Below are 16,511 nucleotides of genomic sequence, written 5' to 3'. Positions count from 1 at the left end.
CGGCGCGCGGCGTCAGAAGGTACAGGTGGGGACCCCCTCCAGCCACGCGGGACCTTGGATGTAGATGTTCGTGACCCACGCCTTGTAGTCGGGCAGGTAGGACCAGGCGTCGTTGGTGTAGCCGTCCGAGGTGACCAGTTCGGCGTGCTTCTGGCACTCGACGCGGATCGTCGTTGCCTGCGGGAAGGCGTAGACGCGCGCGGCCTTGACCGACGGCTGGGCCTTGGTCCAGACGCCGGTGCCCCAGGTCTGGAAGATGCGCCCGCTCACCGGTCCGGTGTTGACGCGGACCGCTCCGTAGTAGTCGCCGTTCAGCCGCACGTCGCTGACCATGAGTTTGGTGCCGGACTGCTTGGCCTCCACCATCTTGCCCGCGCCGAGATAGATGGCGATGTGGTGCAGTTGACGGGAGTTGCCCCAGGCCAGCAGGTCGCCGGGGAGCAGCGGGGCGAGGCCCTGGGCGGCGGTGAAGCGATCGGCCGCGCGATGTGTGTAGTACTGGGCGCCGGCGACGCCGTTGAGGATGTCGGACCCGGTGGCCTGGGCGTAGGCGAAGCGCACGAGACCGGAGCAGTCGAAGCCGAGCCGCTCGGGATCGTGCTCGCTGGCCGGGTCGGTGGGATCCACCTGCCCGTACGTCGCGCCGGGGTGCGGGCCGTGGCCGCCGCCCCACGTGTACCAGACATCCGCCGCGACCTGCGCGCACGCGGCGGCGACGGCGCGCTCGGCCGCCGCGGAGGCTCCCGGCGCCAGCACGGCACACTCCTCGGCTGCGGCTTTGCGAATGGCAGTGGCTGCGGGCGCGGTTGAGGCGAACGCTGATGTGGGTGCCCAGAGGAGGAAGACCAGTAATCCGATGAGTGTGCCGATGAGACCGGATCGGCGGAGCATGCAGGGACCCTCGTTTCTGTGTTGCCGTGGGTGAAGCACCGATGGGCGTCGACTCCTCGATGAGCCGCACGTCGATGAAAGCAGCCTGCGGGGCCGCGGCCCCGCTCGTCGAGGGCTTCGGCGTCGCCCCAACTGGATGGGCAACGGGAAACACTTGGGAAACCCTGGCCGAGCAGGCACTTCGCCACGCGAGTCGGTCCCGGGGGGGAACGCGCGAACTTCCGGAGCCGCCATGGGCAGCTCCGGAAGGTGTCCACGCGGGGAAGAACTAAGGCTGGAGCGTGATCGAGTTGATCGGCGTCATGTCCTTGTCGATGTACCAGCCGGCCGGCAGGTAGCCCTGACAGCCCGTGCCGTTGTACCCGGTGCACGTCCGCATGGTCGCACCGCCGGTCTGGTTGTTGTAGATGCGGTATGTCCCGTACATGTTGCTGAGGTTGTGGGCCCCGTAGGTGTAGTACGTGTGGGTCGGACGGTCGTTGTTCCAGCCCGCACCCGGGTACATGCAGACGTACCCGGACGGGCACCCGTGGCTGCTCGCCGCCTGGGCCTGGGTTGCGGTGACGGTCGTCATCGTGCCGACAGCGAGCGCGAGCGCCGCGACGGTCCTCATCATCTTGATCTTGCGCACGATTCCCCCTTGGTAGGTCTTGGTACGTGCTGACGACTTCAGCCTGTCGTCGGTGCGCACCAAGGTCGACGGGTTTCCTGTTGCCTGTCGGGGGAGCGGCCGGGAAACCGCCGGTGACCAGGCCGGTCACCGGATCGAGGTCAACATCCGTCGTCCGGCCCGGACCTCTGGGTGCCACGGGAGGGCCCGGTGGGGGAGAAACGGGTGGGAGCTCACGCCCCCACCCACCGTCGCGCCAGGGTTCATCGCACGCGCGGCGTCATATACGGCTGCCACGGCTGCTGGTACCGGCTCGCCGACGCCCCGGCGGTGAAGGCGGCCGAGGATGCGCGGTTCGTGCCCACGCGCCAGTCGATCTCCTTGACCGCCTGGTACCAGATGATGCCGATGATGTCGCCGTGGCGAGGCAGTGAACGGAACATCTCGGTGATCCACTCTGCTTTGCGTCCGGCGGCGTCCGTGGCGCCGAGTTCGGTGATGACGAGCGGTCTGCGGGTGAAGCGCCGTATCTCGGTCCTCGTCGGCATGAAGAGGCGGTCGAACGACTGGTAGTTCTCCTTGCCCACCGTGCCGTAGTAGCCGGACAGGCCCACCCAGTCCACGTACTCGTCTCCCGGATAGAGCCGGTTGAGCGGCGTCGAGTTGGTGTAGCTGACGTTGGGGCTCCACACCCACAGGGCGTTATGTGCTCCCACCGCGTCAAAGATCTTGTGGACGTGACGCCACGCCCGCACGTACTCCCCGCGGCGGTTGCCGTTGGACTGCTCGCACCAGGGGTACCAGTAGCCGTTCATCTCGTGGGCGAGGCGGATGGCCACCGGGTAGCGGAGCGACTTGATGCCCCGCGCCCATGACCTGATGTACCGGTCGAAGGAGCCGTGAATGATTCTCGACAGCCGGTACTCGGACTGCTCGCCACGCAGCGTGGGTTCGTCGGCCTCGGCCTTGTGGTCCCAGGGCTCCCAGGCGACCAGGGGAAGCATGCCTCGCCTGGCGACACGGTTGATGGCCTCGGCGTCGAACCGATCGCTCTCCCAGTCGGCCGAGAACTCGTACACCTGCGGGCGATGCCCGGTCTGCCGGGCGAAGCCGGCCCCTTCGGTGAAGTCATGGGCGCCCGCCGACGTGAAGACGCCGATGAACGCCTTTCCCACGGCGGGGAAAGCGACCGCGGGCCGCTGGGAGGGGCGGTGCGGCGCAGGCTTCTCGTCGGGCAGGACGGTCGTCGGGGGCAGCACGGCGTCGGCGCGTGCGGCTGCCGCTCGGCGTTCGCGGTCCGCCAGGCCCGGTGCCACCTGGAAGGTGTACCAGGACAGGAGAGCGGCACACAGCACCGCGAGCACCCGTGGCGTGGTGATCCTCACCGCTCTGCCCTCGCGGTGCGCAAGCGGGTGGAGACGTCCTCCGCCAGAGCGAGCAGCGGCGGGGCCGAGCCGGCCGCAAGAGCCAGCAGCGTCCAGATCCGCAGGGCCGTGTAGTCATGGTGGTTGCGGAAGCTGACGATCAGCAGACACCCGGCCAGCAGAGCCCACATCAGGTGCAGTCGGAAGGTGCGCAGGGACTCCGAGCTGCGCAGCTCGCCCTTGGCAGTAACCACGTACGCCAGCGGCCGGCGCAGCAGGGCGTTCGCCGCGGCGGCGATGTAGACAGGCCCGGCGAAGAGCGACAGCAGGATGCCCGCCATACCGATCTCCCGCCTCTCGTGCTCGGCGAGGTTGAACCGGCGCAGCCACAGCCAGAGGGCGAATGAGCCCCCCATGCCCGCGGACCACAGCAGGAACCAGGGGAGCCCTGGCAGTTGGATGGAGGAGACTCCGAGCAGCATGTACAGGGCGGTGGCGAGGGTGCCGAGCGTCAGGCTCATGGCGACGCTCGGGTAGTAGAACTGAACCAGGTCGTACAGCAGCCGCTGGCGGGTGCGGAGCCGGATGCCCTGCCTCAGCCGGGGGTTGAGTTTGATCTCCCAGATGCCATAGGCCCAGCGCCGCTGCTGGTTGAAGTAATCGGTCCAGGTGGTCGGGCCCTCGCCCACGGCCACGACGTCGGGGGTGTACACGCCCTTCCAGCCGTTTCCGGTCGAGGGATTGACCGTGCCGTGGATCCTCATGCTGGTCAGATGGTCCTCGATGATCGAGTCCTGGTAGCCGCCGATCTGCTGCCACGCGGCGACCCGGTAGAGGTGATTGGTGCCGATCAGCAAGGGAGCGTCCAGACCGTTGCCGCCCCGCTCGACGATGCTGCTGAACAGGTACTGCTGTACCGACGCGCCGTGGGCGACCCAGTTGTCGTAGGCGTTGCCGTACACCTGGGGGGCCACCACGAACGCGGTGTCCGGGTCGTGGAAGTAGCCCAGGGTCCGCTCCAGGAAGCACGGCAGCGGCACATGGTCGGGGTCCATCTGGGCGACCACGTCGTAGGCGTTCTCGTGCTCCGCGCGCCAGGCGTTGTGGTTTCCGGACTTGGTACGTGCGCGGAAAGGGCCGGACGGCTGGTTGTACTCCGGCCGGTCCTTGCGGCTGAAGTGGTGGACGCCCAGGCGGGCCGCCATCTGACGTACGGCCGGGTCATTGCCCTCGTCCAGGATCCAGACGTCCACGGTGCAGTCCCAGCGCGCCACCTCCAGCATGGCCCGCAGCGTCCGCTGTACGACGGCTATCGGCTCCTTGGACGGCACGATGGTGGTCAGCATGGCGACCCGGAGCCCCTGCGGCGGCACCATGGGGATGGGGTCCTTCGCCCGGAAGGCGAACACCCAGATCGCCACCGCCTGCACGATTTTGATCGTCTCGACCACGATGACCAGGCAGAACCCGGTCCGGGCGAGGAACAGCCAGCCGTTGCCGACGCCGGTGACCCCGGGGCCCGGCACATGTTCGGGCAGCAGCAGCCAGCCTATGAAGACGATGTCGGCCAGGGCTGTGGCGAGTGTGAGAGCCGTGAGCGACACCCGGTGGCCCGGTCGCAGCAACGAGCAGTACCTCACCTGGCGGCCCGGGTTGGCGAGCGGGCCGCATGCGCGGGAGGCACGGGCGTAGGCTGCGACGGCCGAGGCGTTGCGGCGATTCCTGTTCTCGGCACGCCGGTCCAAGCGGCGTGAATATCTGGACATTTCCCCCCTTGATGACCAACAGCATCACTCAGACGTGAATAGGCCGCTAGCTGCGCTGAGTAGGACTGCTCGCGTCGCCCGGCCGGTTCCCGGCCGGCTCAGATGCGAACGGCGTAGAGCGTGTTGTCGTCGCTGCCGAAATACACCGTGTCCTGAGTGACGGCCGGTGCGTGTACCGGAGCGGAGGCGGAGTACGCCCACAACTGCTCTCCTGTAGCGGCGTTCACCGCGTAGAGCTTGGTGTCGTCGCTGCCCACGTAGACGACTGCGCCCGCTGTGGCCGGCGCATGGACATCTCCTGCGGCTGTGAACTCCCACAGGGGTTTGCCGGTGTTGGCGTGCAGCGCGTGCAGTGTTCTGCCGCCTCCCACGTACACCACTCCCTTGGCGACCGCCGGGTTCGATCCGACCGAGGCGCCCTCGAACCGCCAGACGAGCTTGCCTGCGCCCGCGTCGACCGCGTAGAGAGCGCCGTCGGTGCTGCCGAAGTAGACAAGCCCACCCGCTACCGTCGGGATGCCGGACACCGCCCCGCGCGTGGTGAAGGCCCACCGCTTCTCGCCGGTGTTCGCGTTCACCGCGTAGAGGCTGGTATCGCTGCTGCCCACGTACACCGTCTCGCCGGACACGGCGGGGGAGTGGGTGTCGTTGTCCGTGGCGAAGGCCCACCGGCGCTTTCCGCCGGCCGCATCGACGGCGTACAGCCGGTGGTCCGCGCTGCCGACGTAGGCGACGCCCCCGGTCACGACCGGCGTATGGACAATGCCCCCGGTGGTGAACCGCCAACGGACCTTGCCCGAACGGGCGTCGAAGGAGTACAGCGTGCGGTCGTCGCTGCCGAGGTACACACTGCCGCCCAGCACGGTGGGTGCGGAGCCGATGGCCGCGGCGGTGGTGTGCTGCCATCGTCGCCGCCCGTCGGCGGTGGTCAGCGCGTACAGCGTGCCGTCGTTGCTGGCCGCGTAGACCAGGTCCCCGGCCACCCTCGGGTAGGACAGCACCGTGCCGGTGGTGGTGAACCGCCAGCGCAGAGATCCCGCGGCGGTCGGCTCGCGGTCCCGTGTGATGCCCCAGGTGGCCACTGCCAGCCCGCCGGCCCCCAGCGCACCGGCCGCGGCGTACAGCAGTCGGCGACGGCTGACCGGCCGCTCCGGCGACGGCTGCGGGGGATGTTCGGGGGAAGGCTCCGGCAGGCCCTGCTGCTGCTCGGGCACCGGGGAGTGGCCCGCCGACGTCGACGTCGGCATCTCCGGGAAAGCGAGCGTCCCCGAGGTGTCGTCGTCCTGCCAGGGCTTGGGAAGCCAGCCCGCGCCGAGCAGATCCACCGGGGAGCTGCCGCCGGTCAGAGCTGGCACCAGGTCGGTCAGGGCCGGGCGGTCTGAGGGCCGTTTGGCCAGGCACCAGCTGATCAGCTCGCGCAACCCCGGCGGGACCGCCTGGAGTTTGGGCTCTTCGTGCACCACGCGGAACAGCAGGGCCGGTACGGACGCCTCACCGAAGGGACCGGCACCGGTCGCGGCGAAAGCCAGAACCGAGCCGAGCGAGAACACGTCGGACGAGGGTCCGATCGGAAGCCCCTGGATCTGCTCGGGCGACATGTAGCCCGGAGACCCGATCGTGGTGCCGGTGAGCGTCAGTCCGCTCTGCTCGGCGAGCCGGGAGATCCCGAAGTCGATCACGCGCGGCCCGTCCTCGGCCAGCAGCACATTGGCCGGCTTGAGATCCCGGTGGATCAGAGCCGCGCCGTGAATCGCCGTCAGAGCTTCCGCCAGCGCCGCACCCAGCGCCCGTACCTGCCGCTCCGGGAAGGGGCCGCCTTTCTGCACCGCTTGTTGGAGCGAGGGGCCGGGAATATACGCGGTCGCGAGCCACGGGTGGCTTCCTTCGGGGTCCGCGTCGACCACACCGGCCGTGAAGAACCCGCTCACGGCGCGCGAGGCGATCACCTCGCGGGCGAAGCGCTCGCGGAAGGCAGGCTCTTGTACGTAGTCCGGACGGATGACCTTGATCGCTACCCGCCGACCGCTCGGCGAGTACCCGAGGTACACCCGGCCCATTCCGCCACTGCCCAGTTGGGCGACCAGCCGGTACGGCCCCACGACGGCGGGGTCGTCAGGTCCCAATGGCTCCAAGGCGCCCCCCCGGGTCACATCCTGGAAAAACCGTGTCACTTGCGGCGGCAGTGTATCGGGTATTCATGGACATCAGATATCCAAGGCGATCATCTCGAGAAGTAAGATGAGATGAACGGATCTTGTGTTCGATCCCTCGGGTACGGGCAGGTGAGCCGATGCAGCCGCTCCCAGGAGTGCCTCCCCGGCCGTACCGGAGCACCATGAAGGTATGGTCCGAGCCAACGAGGAGGTCGAGTCACTCCTCCAGGAGTACGCCGACCTCATCGCGATCAGTGGCGGCGACGCCTTCAAGGCACGCGCCTACGAAAAGGCCGCCCGCGCCGTCGGCGGCTACCACGCGGACGTCTCGAAGCTCGACGCCAAGGCCCTGCGGGACATCCCCAGCGTCGGCAAGTCGATCGCCGACAAGATCGCCGAGTATCTGCAATCCGGCCAAGTCGCCACCATCGAGGAGACCCGGACGTCGATTCCCGCCGGCGTCCGCGAGCTGATCACCATCCCCATGCTCGGGCCCAAGAAGGCCATGGTCCTTTACGAGGAGCTGGGCATCTCCTCCGTGGACCAGCTGCTGGACGCCATCCATGCGGAGAAACTGCGCGACCTGAAGGGCTTCGGCGAGAAGACCGAGGAGAACATCCTCCACGGCATCTCCCTGATGCAGAAGGCCGGCGGCGGCCGCATCCTCATCGGCGCCGCCATGGACATTGCGGAGCAGATCGTCTCCGACCTGTCACGGATCCCCGGATGCGAACGGTGCACGTACGCGGGATCACTGCGCCGGATGAGGGAGACGATCGGTGACATCGACGTCCTGGTTGCCGCGGAGCGGTCGGCACCCTTCATGGAGGCTCTGAGCGGCCTTCCCCACACGGCCGAGGTCATCGCGCACGGCGAGAAGAAGACGTCCATCCGTACCACCAAGGGCCTCCAGGTGGATCTGCGGGTCCTCCCACCGGAGTCCTGGGGAGCGGGACTGCAGTACTTCACCGGATCCAAGGCGCACAACATCCGCACCCGCGAGATCGCCGTGCGCCACAAGCTCAAGCTCTCCGAGTACGGGCTCTTCCACGCCAAGAGCGGCAAGCTGATCACCTCGGACACGGAGGAGGACATCTACGCCAGGCTCGGCCTGCCCTGGATTCCGCCGCCCCTGCGTGAGGACCGGGGGGAGATCGCGGCAGGACTGCGCGGCGAACTCCCCGACCTGCTGGCCGAGAACGACATCCGGGGCGACCTGCACACCCACACCGACCTCACCGACGGCCTCGCCCCGCTGGAGGACATGGTTTCCGCCGCTGCCGGCCGCGGCTACGCGTACTACGCGATCACCGACCACGCCCCGAACCTGTACATGCAGCGCATGACCGAGGAGAAGATCCTGGCGCAGCGTGAACGCGTACGCGAACTCGACCGGAAGCACCATGGGATGCGGCTTCTGCACGGCACCGAGCTCAACATCGGTCCCGACGGGGAGGTCGACTGGCCCGGCGACTTCCTGGAGGGCTTCGACCTGTGCGTGGCCTCCGTCCATTCACATTTCAACCAGAGCCGGCAGGCGCTCACGCGTCGGCTGGTCCGTGCCTGCGAGAACCCGTACGTGGCCGTCATCGGCCACCCCACCACGCGCCGGATCGGCAAGCGCCCCGGCATCGACGCCGACTTCGACGCGGTCTTCGAAGCCTGCGCGAGGACGGGCACCGCTCTGGAGATCAACGCGCATCCGGAGCGTCTGGACCTCTGCGACGAGGACATCCTGCGCGCGAAGCGGTACGGCGTGAAGTTCGCGGTGAACTCGGACGCGCACTCCACCACGCATCTGCCCTACATGCGCTACGGGGTGGGCACGGCGCAGCGCGGATGGCTGACCAAGGACGACGTCATCAACACATGGCCGCTCACGAAGCTGCGCCGGTTCCTGCGCAAGGGTGGTGCCGGGGCGTAGTTGGTGTTGATGCCCCAGTCATGAAAGGGCGGTACCGCGCGCCAGGAGCAGTGCCACATCGGCCGCCGCCACCGCGACCGTCCCCGCGAAGGCCGCCTTGCGCCAGTACCGGCCAAGTGCGAGTCCCGCGGCCGCTGTCGGCGCTGCCGCGAACAGCGTGGCGGCTCCCCATGCGCCCGGCGGTCCCGGGGGCCCAAGGGCCAGGACCGCCGATGCCGCCACCAGGGGGACCGGCAGCAGCAGCCGGGTGCCGGGGATGCCCAGCCGGTGCGGCAGTCCGCGTACGCCGGTCCTCAGATCGTCCGGGATGTCCGGGAGTACGTCGCCCAGATGGGCCGCGATGCCGAGGAGCGCTCCGGCCGTGACGGCCCACCACGCCGGCCAGGGACGACCGGGCATGCTCAGGGTGACGACCGCCGGGAGGCTGCCGAATCCGATCGCATACGGGAGCCAGGACAGCACCGTCGCCTTGAGCTTCACGTTGTACGCCCATGCCGCCGCGACCGCGGCGAGGTGCACCGTACCGGCGGCGGGGCCGCAGGCCAGCGACAGCGGCACACACAGCAGGAGGGCGGCGAACGCCGCAGCCCACACCGCACCGGGGCCCACAGAACCGTCGGCCGCAGGTTTCCCCCGGCGGCCGACCGCGGCGTCGCGCCCGGCGTCGAAGGCGTCGTTGCACCAGCCCACCGAGAGCTGTCCCGCCAGCACGGCCGCGCCGACCAGGGCGCAACGGGGGCCGCCGAGGCGGGCGCTGACGGCCAGTCCGGTGGCCAGGACGGTCACCGCGACCACCGGCCCCGGATGACAGGACAGAGCGAGCCCGACCGCGGGGCGCAGAGGCCACGAGGCCGGGGCGTATACGGGTGACCGGTCCATGGTGCCCATCGTGTGATCGTAGGCACTCCGCCGCGCACCAGCATGACAGCCGCACGGGCTACTTCAGGTGTTCCTAGCCCGCGCGCGGGCTAAGAATGGGCCCATGATGCCTCCAAGGCGGCAAGCCGGATGACCCGGATCGCGGCTGTTCACGGGACCCTGGCGCCCCATCGCCACACCCAGCGCGAAATCACCGACATGGTGGCTCGCACCTGCCTGCCACCGGGCGCCGACCGGCGTGTCCTCGATCGCGTTCACGAGAACGCGCGGGTGCGCACCCGGCATACGGTGCTGCCCCTGGATCGCTACGGCGAGCTGGACGGCCTTGGCGCAGCCAACGACGTGTTCATCACCGCGGCCACGAACCTGGGTGCCGAGGTGGTCCGCGGTGCGCTGCGGACGGCGGGGCTGCGGCCCAGCGATGTCGACCTGCTGATGTTCACCTCGGTCACGGGAGTGGCCGCGCCCTCCGTCGACGCGCGGCTCGTCGGGCGTCTTGGCCTGCGGCCGGACGTGAAGCGGCTACCGGTCTTCGGTCTGGGCTGCGTCGCCGGGGCCGCCGGTGTGGCCAGGCTGCACGACTACCTGCTCGGCCGGCCCGACCACGTAGCGGTGCTCCTGTCCGTCGAGCTGTGTTCCCTCACCTTCCAGCGCAACGACACGAGGCCCGCCAACCTGGTGGCGACCGCGCTGTTCGGTGACGGTGCGGCAGCCGTGGTCGCCGTCGGCGAAAAGGCGAACCGGGCAGCCGGCCCCGAGGTGGTGGCCACCCGCAGTCGCATGTACCCGGACACCGAAGGCCTCATGGGATGGGACATCCGGAGTTCCGGCTTCGGCGTGGTGCTCGACGCTGCCATCCCCGATGTCGTCCGCCGGTACCTCGCCGACGACGTCGAAGGATTCCTGGAGGAGCACGGCCTCAAACCGAAGGATGTGGCCCACTGGGTATGCCATCCCGGAGGCCCCAAAGTCCTGGAAGCCGTCTCCGACGTCCTCTGCCTGCGCGACGGCGCCCTCGACGTCACCTGGCGCTCGCTCGCCGACGTAGGCAACCTGTCCTCGTCCTCGGTCCTGCATGTCCTTCGGGACACCCTGGTGCACAGGCGCCCCGAACCGGGAACGCCCGGTCTGCTGCTGGCCATGGGACCGGGGTTCTGCTGCGAACTGGTGCTGCTGCGCTGGTAGTTCGGAGGATTCGTGATCTGGTACACCGCCGGGGTGCTGGCCGTCGCGGCCGAGCGACTCGCCGAACTCGCCGTGGCGCTGCGCAACACCCGCTGGAGCCGGGCACGCGGCGGCATCGAAACCGGCAGAGGGCACTACCCGGCCATGGTCGCTCTGCACACCGCCCTGCTGGTGGGGGCTCTGGCCGAAGTGCGGCTGGCCGGCCGCCCGTTCCTGCCGCTGGTCGGCTGGACCATGGCGGCCGTGGTAGTGGCCGCTCAGGCGTTGCGGTGGTGGTGCATCCGTACGCTCGGACATCGGTGGAACACCCGCGTCATCGTCGTCCCGGGCCTTCCCCCGGTGACCGGCGGGCCCTACCGATGGCTGCGCCACCCGAACTATGTGGCGGTCGCCGCCGAGGGGCTGGCCCTGCCACTGGTCCATGGCGCGTGGGCGACCGCCCTCGCCTTCACGGTGCTCAACGCCGTGCTCATGGCGGTCCGCATCCGGTGCGAGGACGGGGCGCTGGCGCTCGCGACTTCAGCCACAGCAACGACGGCAGCGGGCGTACGGACGTGATCGACGTGCTGATCGCGGGCGGAGGCCCAGCCGGGCTGGCGGCCGCGATCCATACTGCCGCGGCGGGGATGGAAGCCGTGGTCGTCGAGCCGCGCGCCGCTCCCGTCGACAAGGCGTGCGGCGAGGGGATCATGCCCAGCGGTGTGGCGGCGCTGCGTTCGCTGGGTGTCGAGGTGGCGGGCCGCGACCTGCGCGGGATCCGCTACCTCGACGGTGTGCGTCGCGCCGAGGCGACGTTCCGGGGCCGCCCAGGGCTCGGCGTACGGCGGACGGAGCTGCACGACGCCCTCCATCAACGGGCCCTGGACAGCGGGGTGAAGATCGTGCCCGGCAAGGTGGGGGAGGTCCACCAGAGCCACGACCGCGTCACGGCTGCGGGGCTGACGGCGCGTTGGCTGATCGCCGCCGACGGCCTTCACTCACCGTTGCGCCGTGGGCTCGGCCTGGACCGTCCCGGGGGCGCGGGACATCGCCGCTACGGCCTGCGGCGCCACTACTGCATCGCGCCGTGGGCCGACTTCGTGGAAGTCCACTGGTCCAGCCACGGTGAGGCGTATGTGACGCCGGTCGGTGACAACCTGGTGGGGGTCGCCGTGCTCAGCCGCCATCGTCGCTCCTACGAGGAGCACCTGGCGGGATTTCCCGTACTCGCCGAGGTGCTCCGGGACCGGGAGGCGCATTCGGTACGCGGCGCCGGGCCCTTGCGGCAGCGGGCACGGACCCAGTGGTACGGGCGCACCCTGCTCGTCGGTGACGCGGCCGGCTATGTCGATGCCCTGACGGGTGAGGGTGTCGCCCTGGCCATGGCGACGGCCGCGGCCGCCGTTCGGTGTCTGGCCGCCGGCCGCCCTCAGGACTATCCATCGCAGTGGGCGCGGCTGACTCGGAGTCACCGTCTGCTCACCGAGGGTCTGCTGCGAGCCGCCCGGTATCCCGCCACGGCCCGCCTGATCGTTCCCGCGGCACACCGTGTCCCGGCTGTCTTCCGGGCGGCCGTACACGCATTGCAGTAGCGGCGGTACACGCACTGCGGTAGGCGCAGCCCAGGAGCCCGATCGCGACCCCGGCCCGGCGGGCGAGGGGGCTCTGAGATGCTGACGGGGTGCTTCAGACCCCACGTCCTCCCCAGTCCATAACCGCGGACTCGCCGCACCTCGAGGTGAGCCCGCTGCTCACGCAGTCGTGGCTGGACCTGGCTTTCCTGCACTGGGCGGCCGATCCGGCGGACGTGGCGCCGCTCCTGCCGCCCGGAACGGTTCCCGACACCCTCCACGGGGTCACCTACATCGGACTTGTCGCGTTCCGGATGCACCGGGTGGGCTGGTTCCGCCTCCCCGGCGTCCCCTACCTGGGCACTTTTCCCGAGACCAACGTCCGTCTCTACTCGGTCGATGCCCATGGACGGCGCGGGGTGGTCTTCCGGTCGCTCGACGCCTCCCGGCTGATCCCGGTGGCGGTCGCACGAGCGGCTTTCCGGCTGCCGTACATGTGGTCACGCATGTCGATCCGGAGGGATGGAGACGTACTCACCTGCACCAGCACGCGGCGCTGGCCGGGACCGCGAGGCGCGCACAGCCGGATTGCCCTGCGGATCGGGGACCGGGTCGAGGACCCCAGCGAGCTGGAACACTTCCTGACCGCCCGCTGGGGCATGCACAGCACGTTCTTCGGCCGGTCGGTATACCTGCCCAACACGCATCCGCGCTGGCCCCTGCACCGGGGCGAGCTCATCGAGTGTGACGAGGACCTGGTGAGGGCGGCAGGACTGGCCGAACCGGCGGGAGAACCGGTGAGCGTGCTCTATTCGCCTGGAGTCCCCGTGCAGTTCGGCCGCCCGGCCCGACCCGGCGGTATCCCTACCCCCTGAGTGTCCCCGCGGGCCTGGCGCGCTCCAGGGCCCGTCTCAGGCCGTCGGGATCCGTGCGAAGCGCCCCGCGATGTGCAGGTCGGCCTCGATCCTGGCGGCGGTCGCCCGCAGTTCGGGAAGGACCTCGGTCAGGCACTGCTGAACCGTGCGGCGGCTGCTGTGCATGGCGACGTTCACGGCGGCGACGGCTCGTCCCTCGGGATCGCGCACTGGTACGGCCAGTGAGCGCAGGCCCTCTTCGAGTTCCTCGTCGACCAGCGCGTATCCCTCTGCCGCCACGCGCTCCAGGACCGCTTCGAGTTCCGGCAGACCAGTGACGGTCCGGGGTGTCAGCGCCCGACGTTCGGTGCGCTCCAATCGGGAGGCGCGTTCCTGCGGTGGCAGGTCGGCCAGCAGGACGCGGCCCATGGACGCCGCGTACGCCGGGAATCTCGTACCGATCTGGATGTTGACGCTCATGATCCGGCCGGTGGCGACGCGGGCCGTGTACTGGATGGAGTCGCCGCCGAGCACCGCCAGGGACGCAGAGTCGTGCACCTGCTGGACGAGGGTGGCCAGATGAGGTGAGGCGATCTCGGAGAGTGTGGTGCGCGACAGGAGCGGACAGCCGAGGGCGAGCACGCTCGGGGTGAGGCGGAACGTCCGATCCCGTGCCTCGACGTACCCAAGGTGCTTCAGTGTGATGAGGGCGCGGCGGGCGGTGGCGCGTGCGAGCCCGGTGGCCTCGGCGATCGCTGCGAGAGTCAGCTCCGCCCTGCCGTCCCCGAAGGCGGTGATCGTCGTGAGGCCGCGCGCGAGCGATTCCACGAACTCCGCGCCGAGTTCCTGCTTGGAGGCGCTGGTCCAGTCGGCGAGTCCGGCTGCCCGCCGCCGGTCGGCCCGCTCCTCCGCCTTGGCCGGGTGGCTCTCGCGCAGGCGCTCTTCCATCGCGGCCACGGCATCGCGCGCCCGCGGCAGCAGCGATTGCCGCAGCGACTCGGTGCTGTGGCGGCTGGTGTGGCTCACCGTGCTCACCGCGCAGACCACTTCGCCGTCGGGAGCCCGGACCGGCAGTGCGAGGGCAATCAGTCCCGGCTCGATCAGCTGGTCGTCCACGGCCCAGCCCCGGGTGCGCGCCTGTGCGGCGCGCTCTTCGAAGGCGGGCCCGTCAACGGCCGCGTGGGGAGGCGGCAGAGCGGGCAGGAAGGCGTGGCCGTGCGGGTCGGCGGCCCGCCGCGCATGCCAGTGCGACCACTCCTCCTCGCTCCAGTACGCGGCGAACACCGTTCCCTGCGCGGTGCGTTCTGCCGGCAGCAGATCCCCGATACGGAAGGTGAGGGACATGGCCCGCCGCCGGGTGGTCTGATGCACGAAGCGGATACCGTCACCGTCCGGTACGGCCAGGGACACGGACTCGTCGAGTTCCTCGGCAAGCGTCTCGGCGAGCGGGCCGAGCAGTCCCGGCAGCCGGATGGCGGCCAGGTAGGCGTTGGCGAGTTCCAGCAGCCGCGGTGAGAGGACGACACGGGACCCGTCCAGCCGGAGGTAGCCCATGCGCGCCAGGGTGGCGGCGATCCGGTCGACGGTGGAGCGGGCGAGGCCGGTGGAGCGTACGAGCTCGCTCACGGTCATCGCGCCGCCCGCTTCAGTGATGTCACGCAGCACGGAGATGCCGCGGATCAGCGGCCCTACGGCTTCGGCGGGTGCCGTGTCGTGGGTCGGCGTCGTGACGGCCATCGGCCCTCCGTGCGGGTGCGGAGCGGGTTCCTTCTGCGTCTTCGAGCCTCGGCGTTCCGTGCAGCCGTTGACATTGCGTGGCCGGTGAACGCACACTCCAGTAGAAATGAACTGTAGTTCATCTGGCGAACAAGCACATCCCCACAGGTACTGTCAGCTGACGGCAAGGAACCCCCTCCATGGACAAAGTCCAGCAGAGCGCCGCGCAGGCGGTCGCCGACATCGGCGCCGGCGCCTCACTGGCCGTCGGGGGATTCGGCCTGAGCGGTGTGCCCAACACGCTGATCGCGGCACTGCTGGCTCGTGGTGTCCGAGGGCTGCAGGTGGTCTCCAACAACTGCGGGGTGGACGGTGCCGGGCTCGGCACCCTGCTCGCAGCCGGCCGTATCGCCCGCGTCACCGGCTCCTACATCGGCGACAACAAGGAATTCGCCCGCCGATACCTCGGCGGCGAGCTGGAAGTCGAGCTCGTCCCGCAGGGAACCCTCGCCGAGCGCCTGCGGGCCGGGGGCTGCGGGATCCCGGCCTTCTTCACCCCCGCCGGCGTCGGTACCCAGGTCGCTGACGGCGGCCTGCCCCGCCGGTACGCTCCGGACGGCCAGGTGGCCGTACCGAGCCTGCCCAAGGAAATCCGCACCTTCGACGGGCTCGAGCACGTCCTCGAGTACGGCATCACCACCGACTTCGCGCTCGTACGGGCCGCCAAGGGCGACCGTCACGGCAATCTCGTCTTCAGCAAGTCATCCCGGAACTTCAACCCACTCGCCGCGATGGCGGGCCGCGTGACCGTCGCCGAGGTCGAGGAACTCGTGGAACCCGGCGAGATCGACCCCGATGCCGTCCATCTGCCCGGGGTCTTCGTCCAGCGCGTGGTGGTGCTCACCCCCGAGCAGGCGGACGACAAGCAGATCGAGAAGAGGACGGTTCGAGCCTGATGGCCTGGACACGCGAGGAGATGGCCGCCCGCGCGGCCGCCGAACTCACCGACGGCTCCTGCGTCAACCTCGGCATCGGGCTGCCCACGCTCGTCCCCGGCTTCCTTCCCGAGGGCGTTGATGTGGTGCTCCACTCGGAGAACGGGATCCTCGGCGTCGGGCCCTACCCGACCCACGACGAGATCGACCCGGACCTCATCAACGCGGGCAAGGAGACGGTCACCGTCCGGCCCGGAGCGGCGTTCTTCGACTCCGCGCTCTCCTTCGGCATGATCCGCGGCGGCCACATCGACGCTGCCATCCTGGGCGCCATGCAGGTCTCCGCCACCGGCGATCTGGCCAACTGGTCGATCCCCGGCAGGATGATCAAGGGCATGGGCGGCGCCATGGACCTGGTCCACGGCGCCCGCCGCGTCATCGTCCTGACCGGCCACACGGCGAAGGACGGCTCCCCGAAGATCGTCCAGGAGTGCACCCTGCCGCTCACCGGCAAGGCCTGCGTGCACCGCGTCATCACCGACCTCGGCGTGCTCGACGTGACCGAGGACGGACTGCACCTCGTCGAGACCGCCCCCGGAGTCACCCCCGACGAGGTGCGGGACAAGACCGCCGCGCCCGTGCGCGTCCCGTCGCCGCCGGCCGGCACACCCTGACCATCTCCCT

General features: G+C 69.8%; 14 protein-coding genes. 7 read left to right on the top strand and 7 right to left on the bottom strand.

Going from position 1 to position 16,511, the window contains the following annotated elements; genetic code table 11:
• Positions 1–12: 12 nt before the first annotated feature.
• The 5 genes from FBY35_RS20645 to FBY35_RS20625 all read right to left on the bottom strand — a co-directional run bounded on the left by FBY35_RS20645 (position 13) and on the right by FBY35_RS20625 (position 6,754).
• The gene (locus FBY35_RS20645; protein WP_260848763.1) at positions 13–756 is read right to left on the bottom strand and encodes a C40 family peptidase; all 744 of its coding nucleotides are present in this window, start codon (positions 754–756) and stop codon (positions 13–15) included.
• A 403-nt stretch (positions 757–1,159) separates the two neighbouring features.
• Positions 1,160–1,522, bottom strand: a complete 363-nt coding sequence (locus FBY35_RS20640; RefSeq protein WP_142215487.1) for a hypothetical protein — start codon at positions 1,520–1,522, stop codon at positions 1,160–1,162.
• Positions 1,523–1,764: 242 nt separating this feature from the next.
• A complete protein-coding gene (locus FBY35_RS20635; protein ID WP_142215486.1) occupies positions 1,765–2,886 on the bottom strand; it encodes a glycoside hydrolase family 26 protein in 1,122 nt (373 codons plus the stop codon).
• Positions 2,883–4,631, bottom strand: coding sequence for a glycosyltransferase family 2 protein (locus tag FBY35_RS20630; RefSeq protein ID WP_142215485.1), 1,749 nt, complete (start codon positions 4,629–4,631; stop codon positions 2,883–2,885). Before FBY35_RS20630 ends, FBY35_RS20635 begins: the two co-directional genes overlap by 4 nt.
• A 98-nt stretch (positions 4,632–4,729) precedes the next feature.
• A complete protein-coding gene (locus FBY35_RS20625; protein ID WP_222123159.1) occupies positions 4,730–6,754 on the bottom strand; it encodes a PQQ-binding-like beta-propeller repeat protein in 2,025 nt (674 codons plus the stop codon).
• 220 nt (positions 6,755–6,974) lie between these two features.
• Between FBY35_RS20625 and polX the strand changes: the two genes are divergently transcribed.
• The gene (polX, locus tag FBY35_RS20620) at positions 6,975–8,708 is read left to right on the top strand and encodes a DNA polymerase/3'-5' exonuclease PolX (protein WP_142215483.1); all 1,734 of its coding nucleotides are present in this window, start codon (positions 6,975–6,977) and stop codon (positions 8,706–8,708) included.
• 18 nt (positions 8,709–8,726) lie between these two features.
• On the opposite strand, the gene FBY35_RS20615 is transcribed toward polX, so the two are convergent.
• Positions 8,727–9,596 carry a UbiA family prenyltransferase gene (locus tag FBY35_RS20615; protein ID WP_142215482.1) on the bottom strand — a complete coding sequence of 290 codons (870 nt, stop codon included), beginning with the start codon at positions 9,594–9,596 and terminating at the stop codon, positions 8,727–8,729.
• A 120-nt stretch (positions 9,597–9,716) separates the two neighbouring features.
• Between FBY35_RS20615 and FBY35_RS20610 the strand changes: the two genes are divergently transcribed.
• From FBY35_RS20610 to FBY35_RS20595, 4 genes are all read left to right on the top strand, one after another.
• Complete coding sequence (locus FBY35_RS20610; RefSeq protein ID WP_142215481.1) at positions 9,717–10,772, top strand: type III polyketide synthase; 1,056 nt, start codon at positions 9,717–9,719, stop codon at positions 10,770–10,772.
• Positions 10,773–10,784: 12 nt separating this feature from the next.
• The gene (locus tag FBY35_RS20605) at positions 10,785–11,330 is read left to right on the top strand and encodes an isoprenylcysteine carboxyl methyltransferase family protein (protein ID WP_142215480.1); all 546 of its coding nucleotides are present in this window, start codon (positions 10,785–10,787) and stop codon (positions 11,328–11,330) included.
• Positions 11,327–12,343: an NAD(P)/FAD-dependent oxidoreductase gene (locus tag FBY35_RS20600; RefSeq protein WP_142215479.1), complete on the top strand. Its 1,017-nt coding sequence runs from the start codon at positions 11,327–11,329 to the stop codon at positions 12,341–12,343. The genes FBY35_RS20605 and FBY35_RS20600 overlap by 4 nt, the downstream gene beginning before the upstream one ends.
• Positions 12,344–12,432: 89 nt before the next feature.
• Complete coding sequence (locus FBY35_RS20595) at positions 12,433–13,197, top strand: YqjF family protein (protein ID WP_142215478.1); 765 nt, start codon at positions 12,433–12,435, stop codon at positions 13,195–13,197.
• A 36-nt stretch (positions 13,198–13,233) separates the two neighbouring features.
• On the opposite strand, the gene FBY35_RS20590 is transcribed toward FBY35_RS20595, so the two are convergent.
• Positions 13,234–14,913, bottom strand: coding sequence for an IclR family transcriptional regulator C-terminal domain-containing protein (locus FBY35_RS20590; protein WP_142215477.1), 1,680 nt, complete (start codon positions 14,911–14,913; stop codon positions 13,234–13,236).
• 179 nt (positions 14,914–15,092) lie between these two features.
• Here FBY35_RS20590 and FBY35_RS20585 point away from each other — a divergent pair, with 179 nt between their 5' ends.
• Together FBY35_RS20585 and FBY35_RS20580 are read left to right on the top strand one after the other, a co-directional pair.
• Positions 15,093–15,848 (top strand): CoA transferase subunit A, encoded by a 756-nt coding sequence (locus tag FBY35_RS20585; protein ID WP_142215476.1) that lies wholly within the window; start codon positions 15,093–15,095, stop codon positions 15,846–15,848.
• Complete coding sequence (locus FBY35_RS20580; protein WP_142215475.1) at positions 15,848–16,501, top strand: 3-oxoacid CoA-transferase subunit B; 654 nt, start codon at positions 15,848–15,850, stop codon at positions 16,499–16,501. The genes FBY35_RS20585 and FBY35_RS20580 overlap by 1 nt, the downstream gene beginning before the upstream one ends.
• The last annotated feature ends 10 nt before the right edge of the window (positions 16,502–16,511 follow it).

Origin of the sequence: Streptomyces sp. SLBN-118 (assembly GCF_006715635.1) — a bacterium.
Classification (GTDB): domain Bacteria; phylum Actinomycetota; class Actinomycetes; order Streptomycetales; family Streptomycetaceae; genus Streptomyces.
The sequence above is the reverse complement of the archived record's forward strand: the minus strand, read 5'-3'. Positions and strand labels throughout refer to the sequence as shown.

Coding starts and splice junctions, on each gene's coding strand:
- FBY35_RS20630 (WP_142215485.1), bottom strand. CDS start 4,631: ATGTCCAGATATTCACGCCGCTTGGACCGGCGTGCCGAGAACAGGAAT.
- polX (WP_142215483.1), top strand. CDS start 6,975: ATGGTCCGAGCCAACGAGGAGGTCGAGTCACTCCTCCAGGAGTACGCC.
- FBY35_RS20615 (WP_142215482.1), bottom strand. CDS start 9,596: ATGGGCACCATGGACCGGTCACCCGTATACGCCCCGGCCTCGTGGCCT.
- FBY35_RS20610 (WP_142215481.1), top strand. CDS start 9,717: ATGACCCGGATCGCGGCTGTTCACGGGACCCTGGCGCCCCATCGCCAC.
- FBY35_RS20590 (WP_142215477.1), bottom strand. CDS start 14,913: ATGGCCGTCACGACGCCGACCCACGACACGGCACCCGCCGAAGCCGTA.
- FBY35_RS20585 (WP_142215476.1), top strand. CDS start 15,093: ATGGACAAAGTCCAGCAGAGCGCCGCGCAGGCGGTCGCCGACATCGGC.
- FBY35_RS20580 (WP_142215475.1), top strand. CDS start 15,848: ATGGCCTGGACACGCGAGGAGATGGCCGCCCGCGCGGCCGCCGAACTC.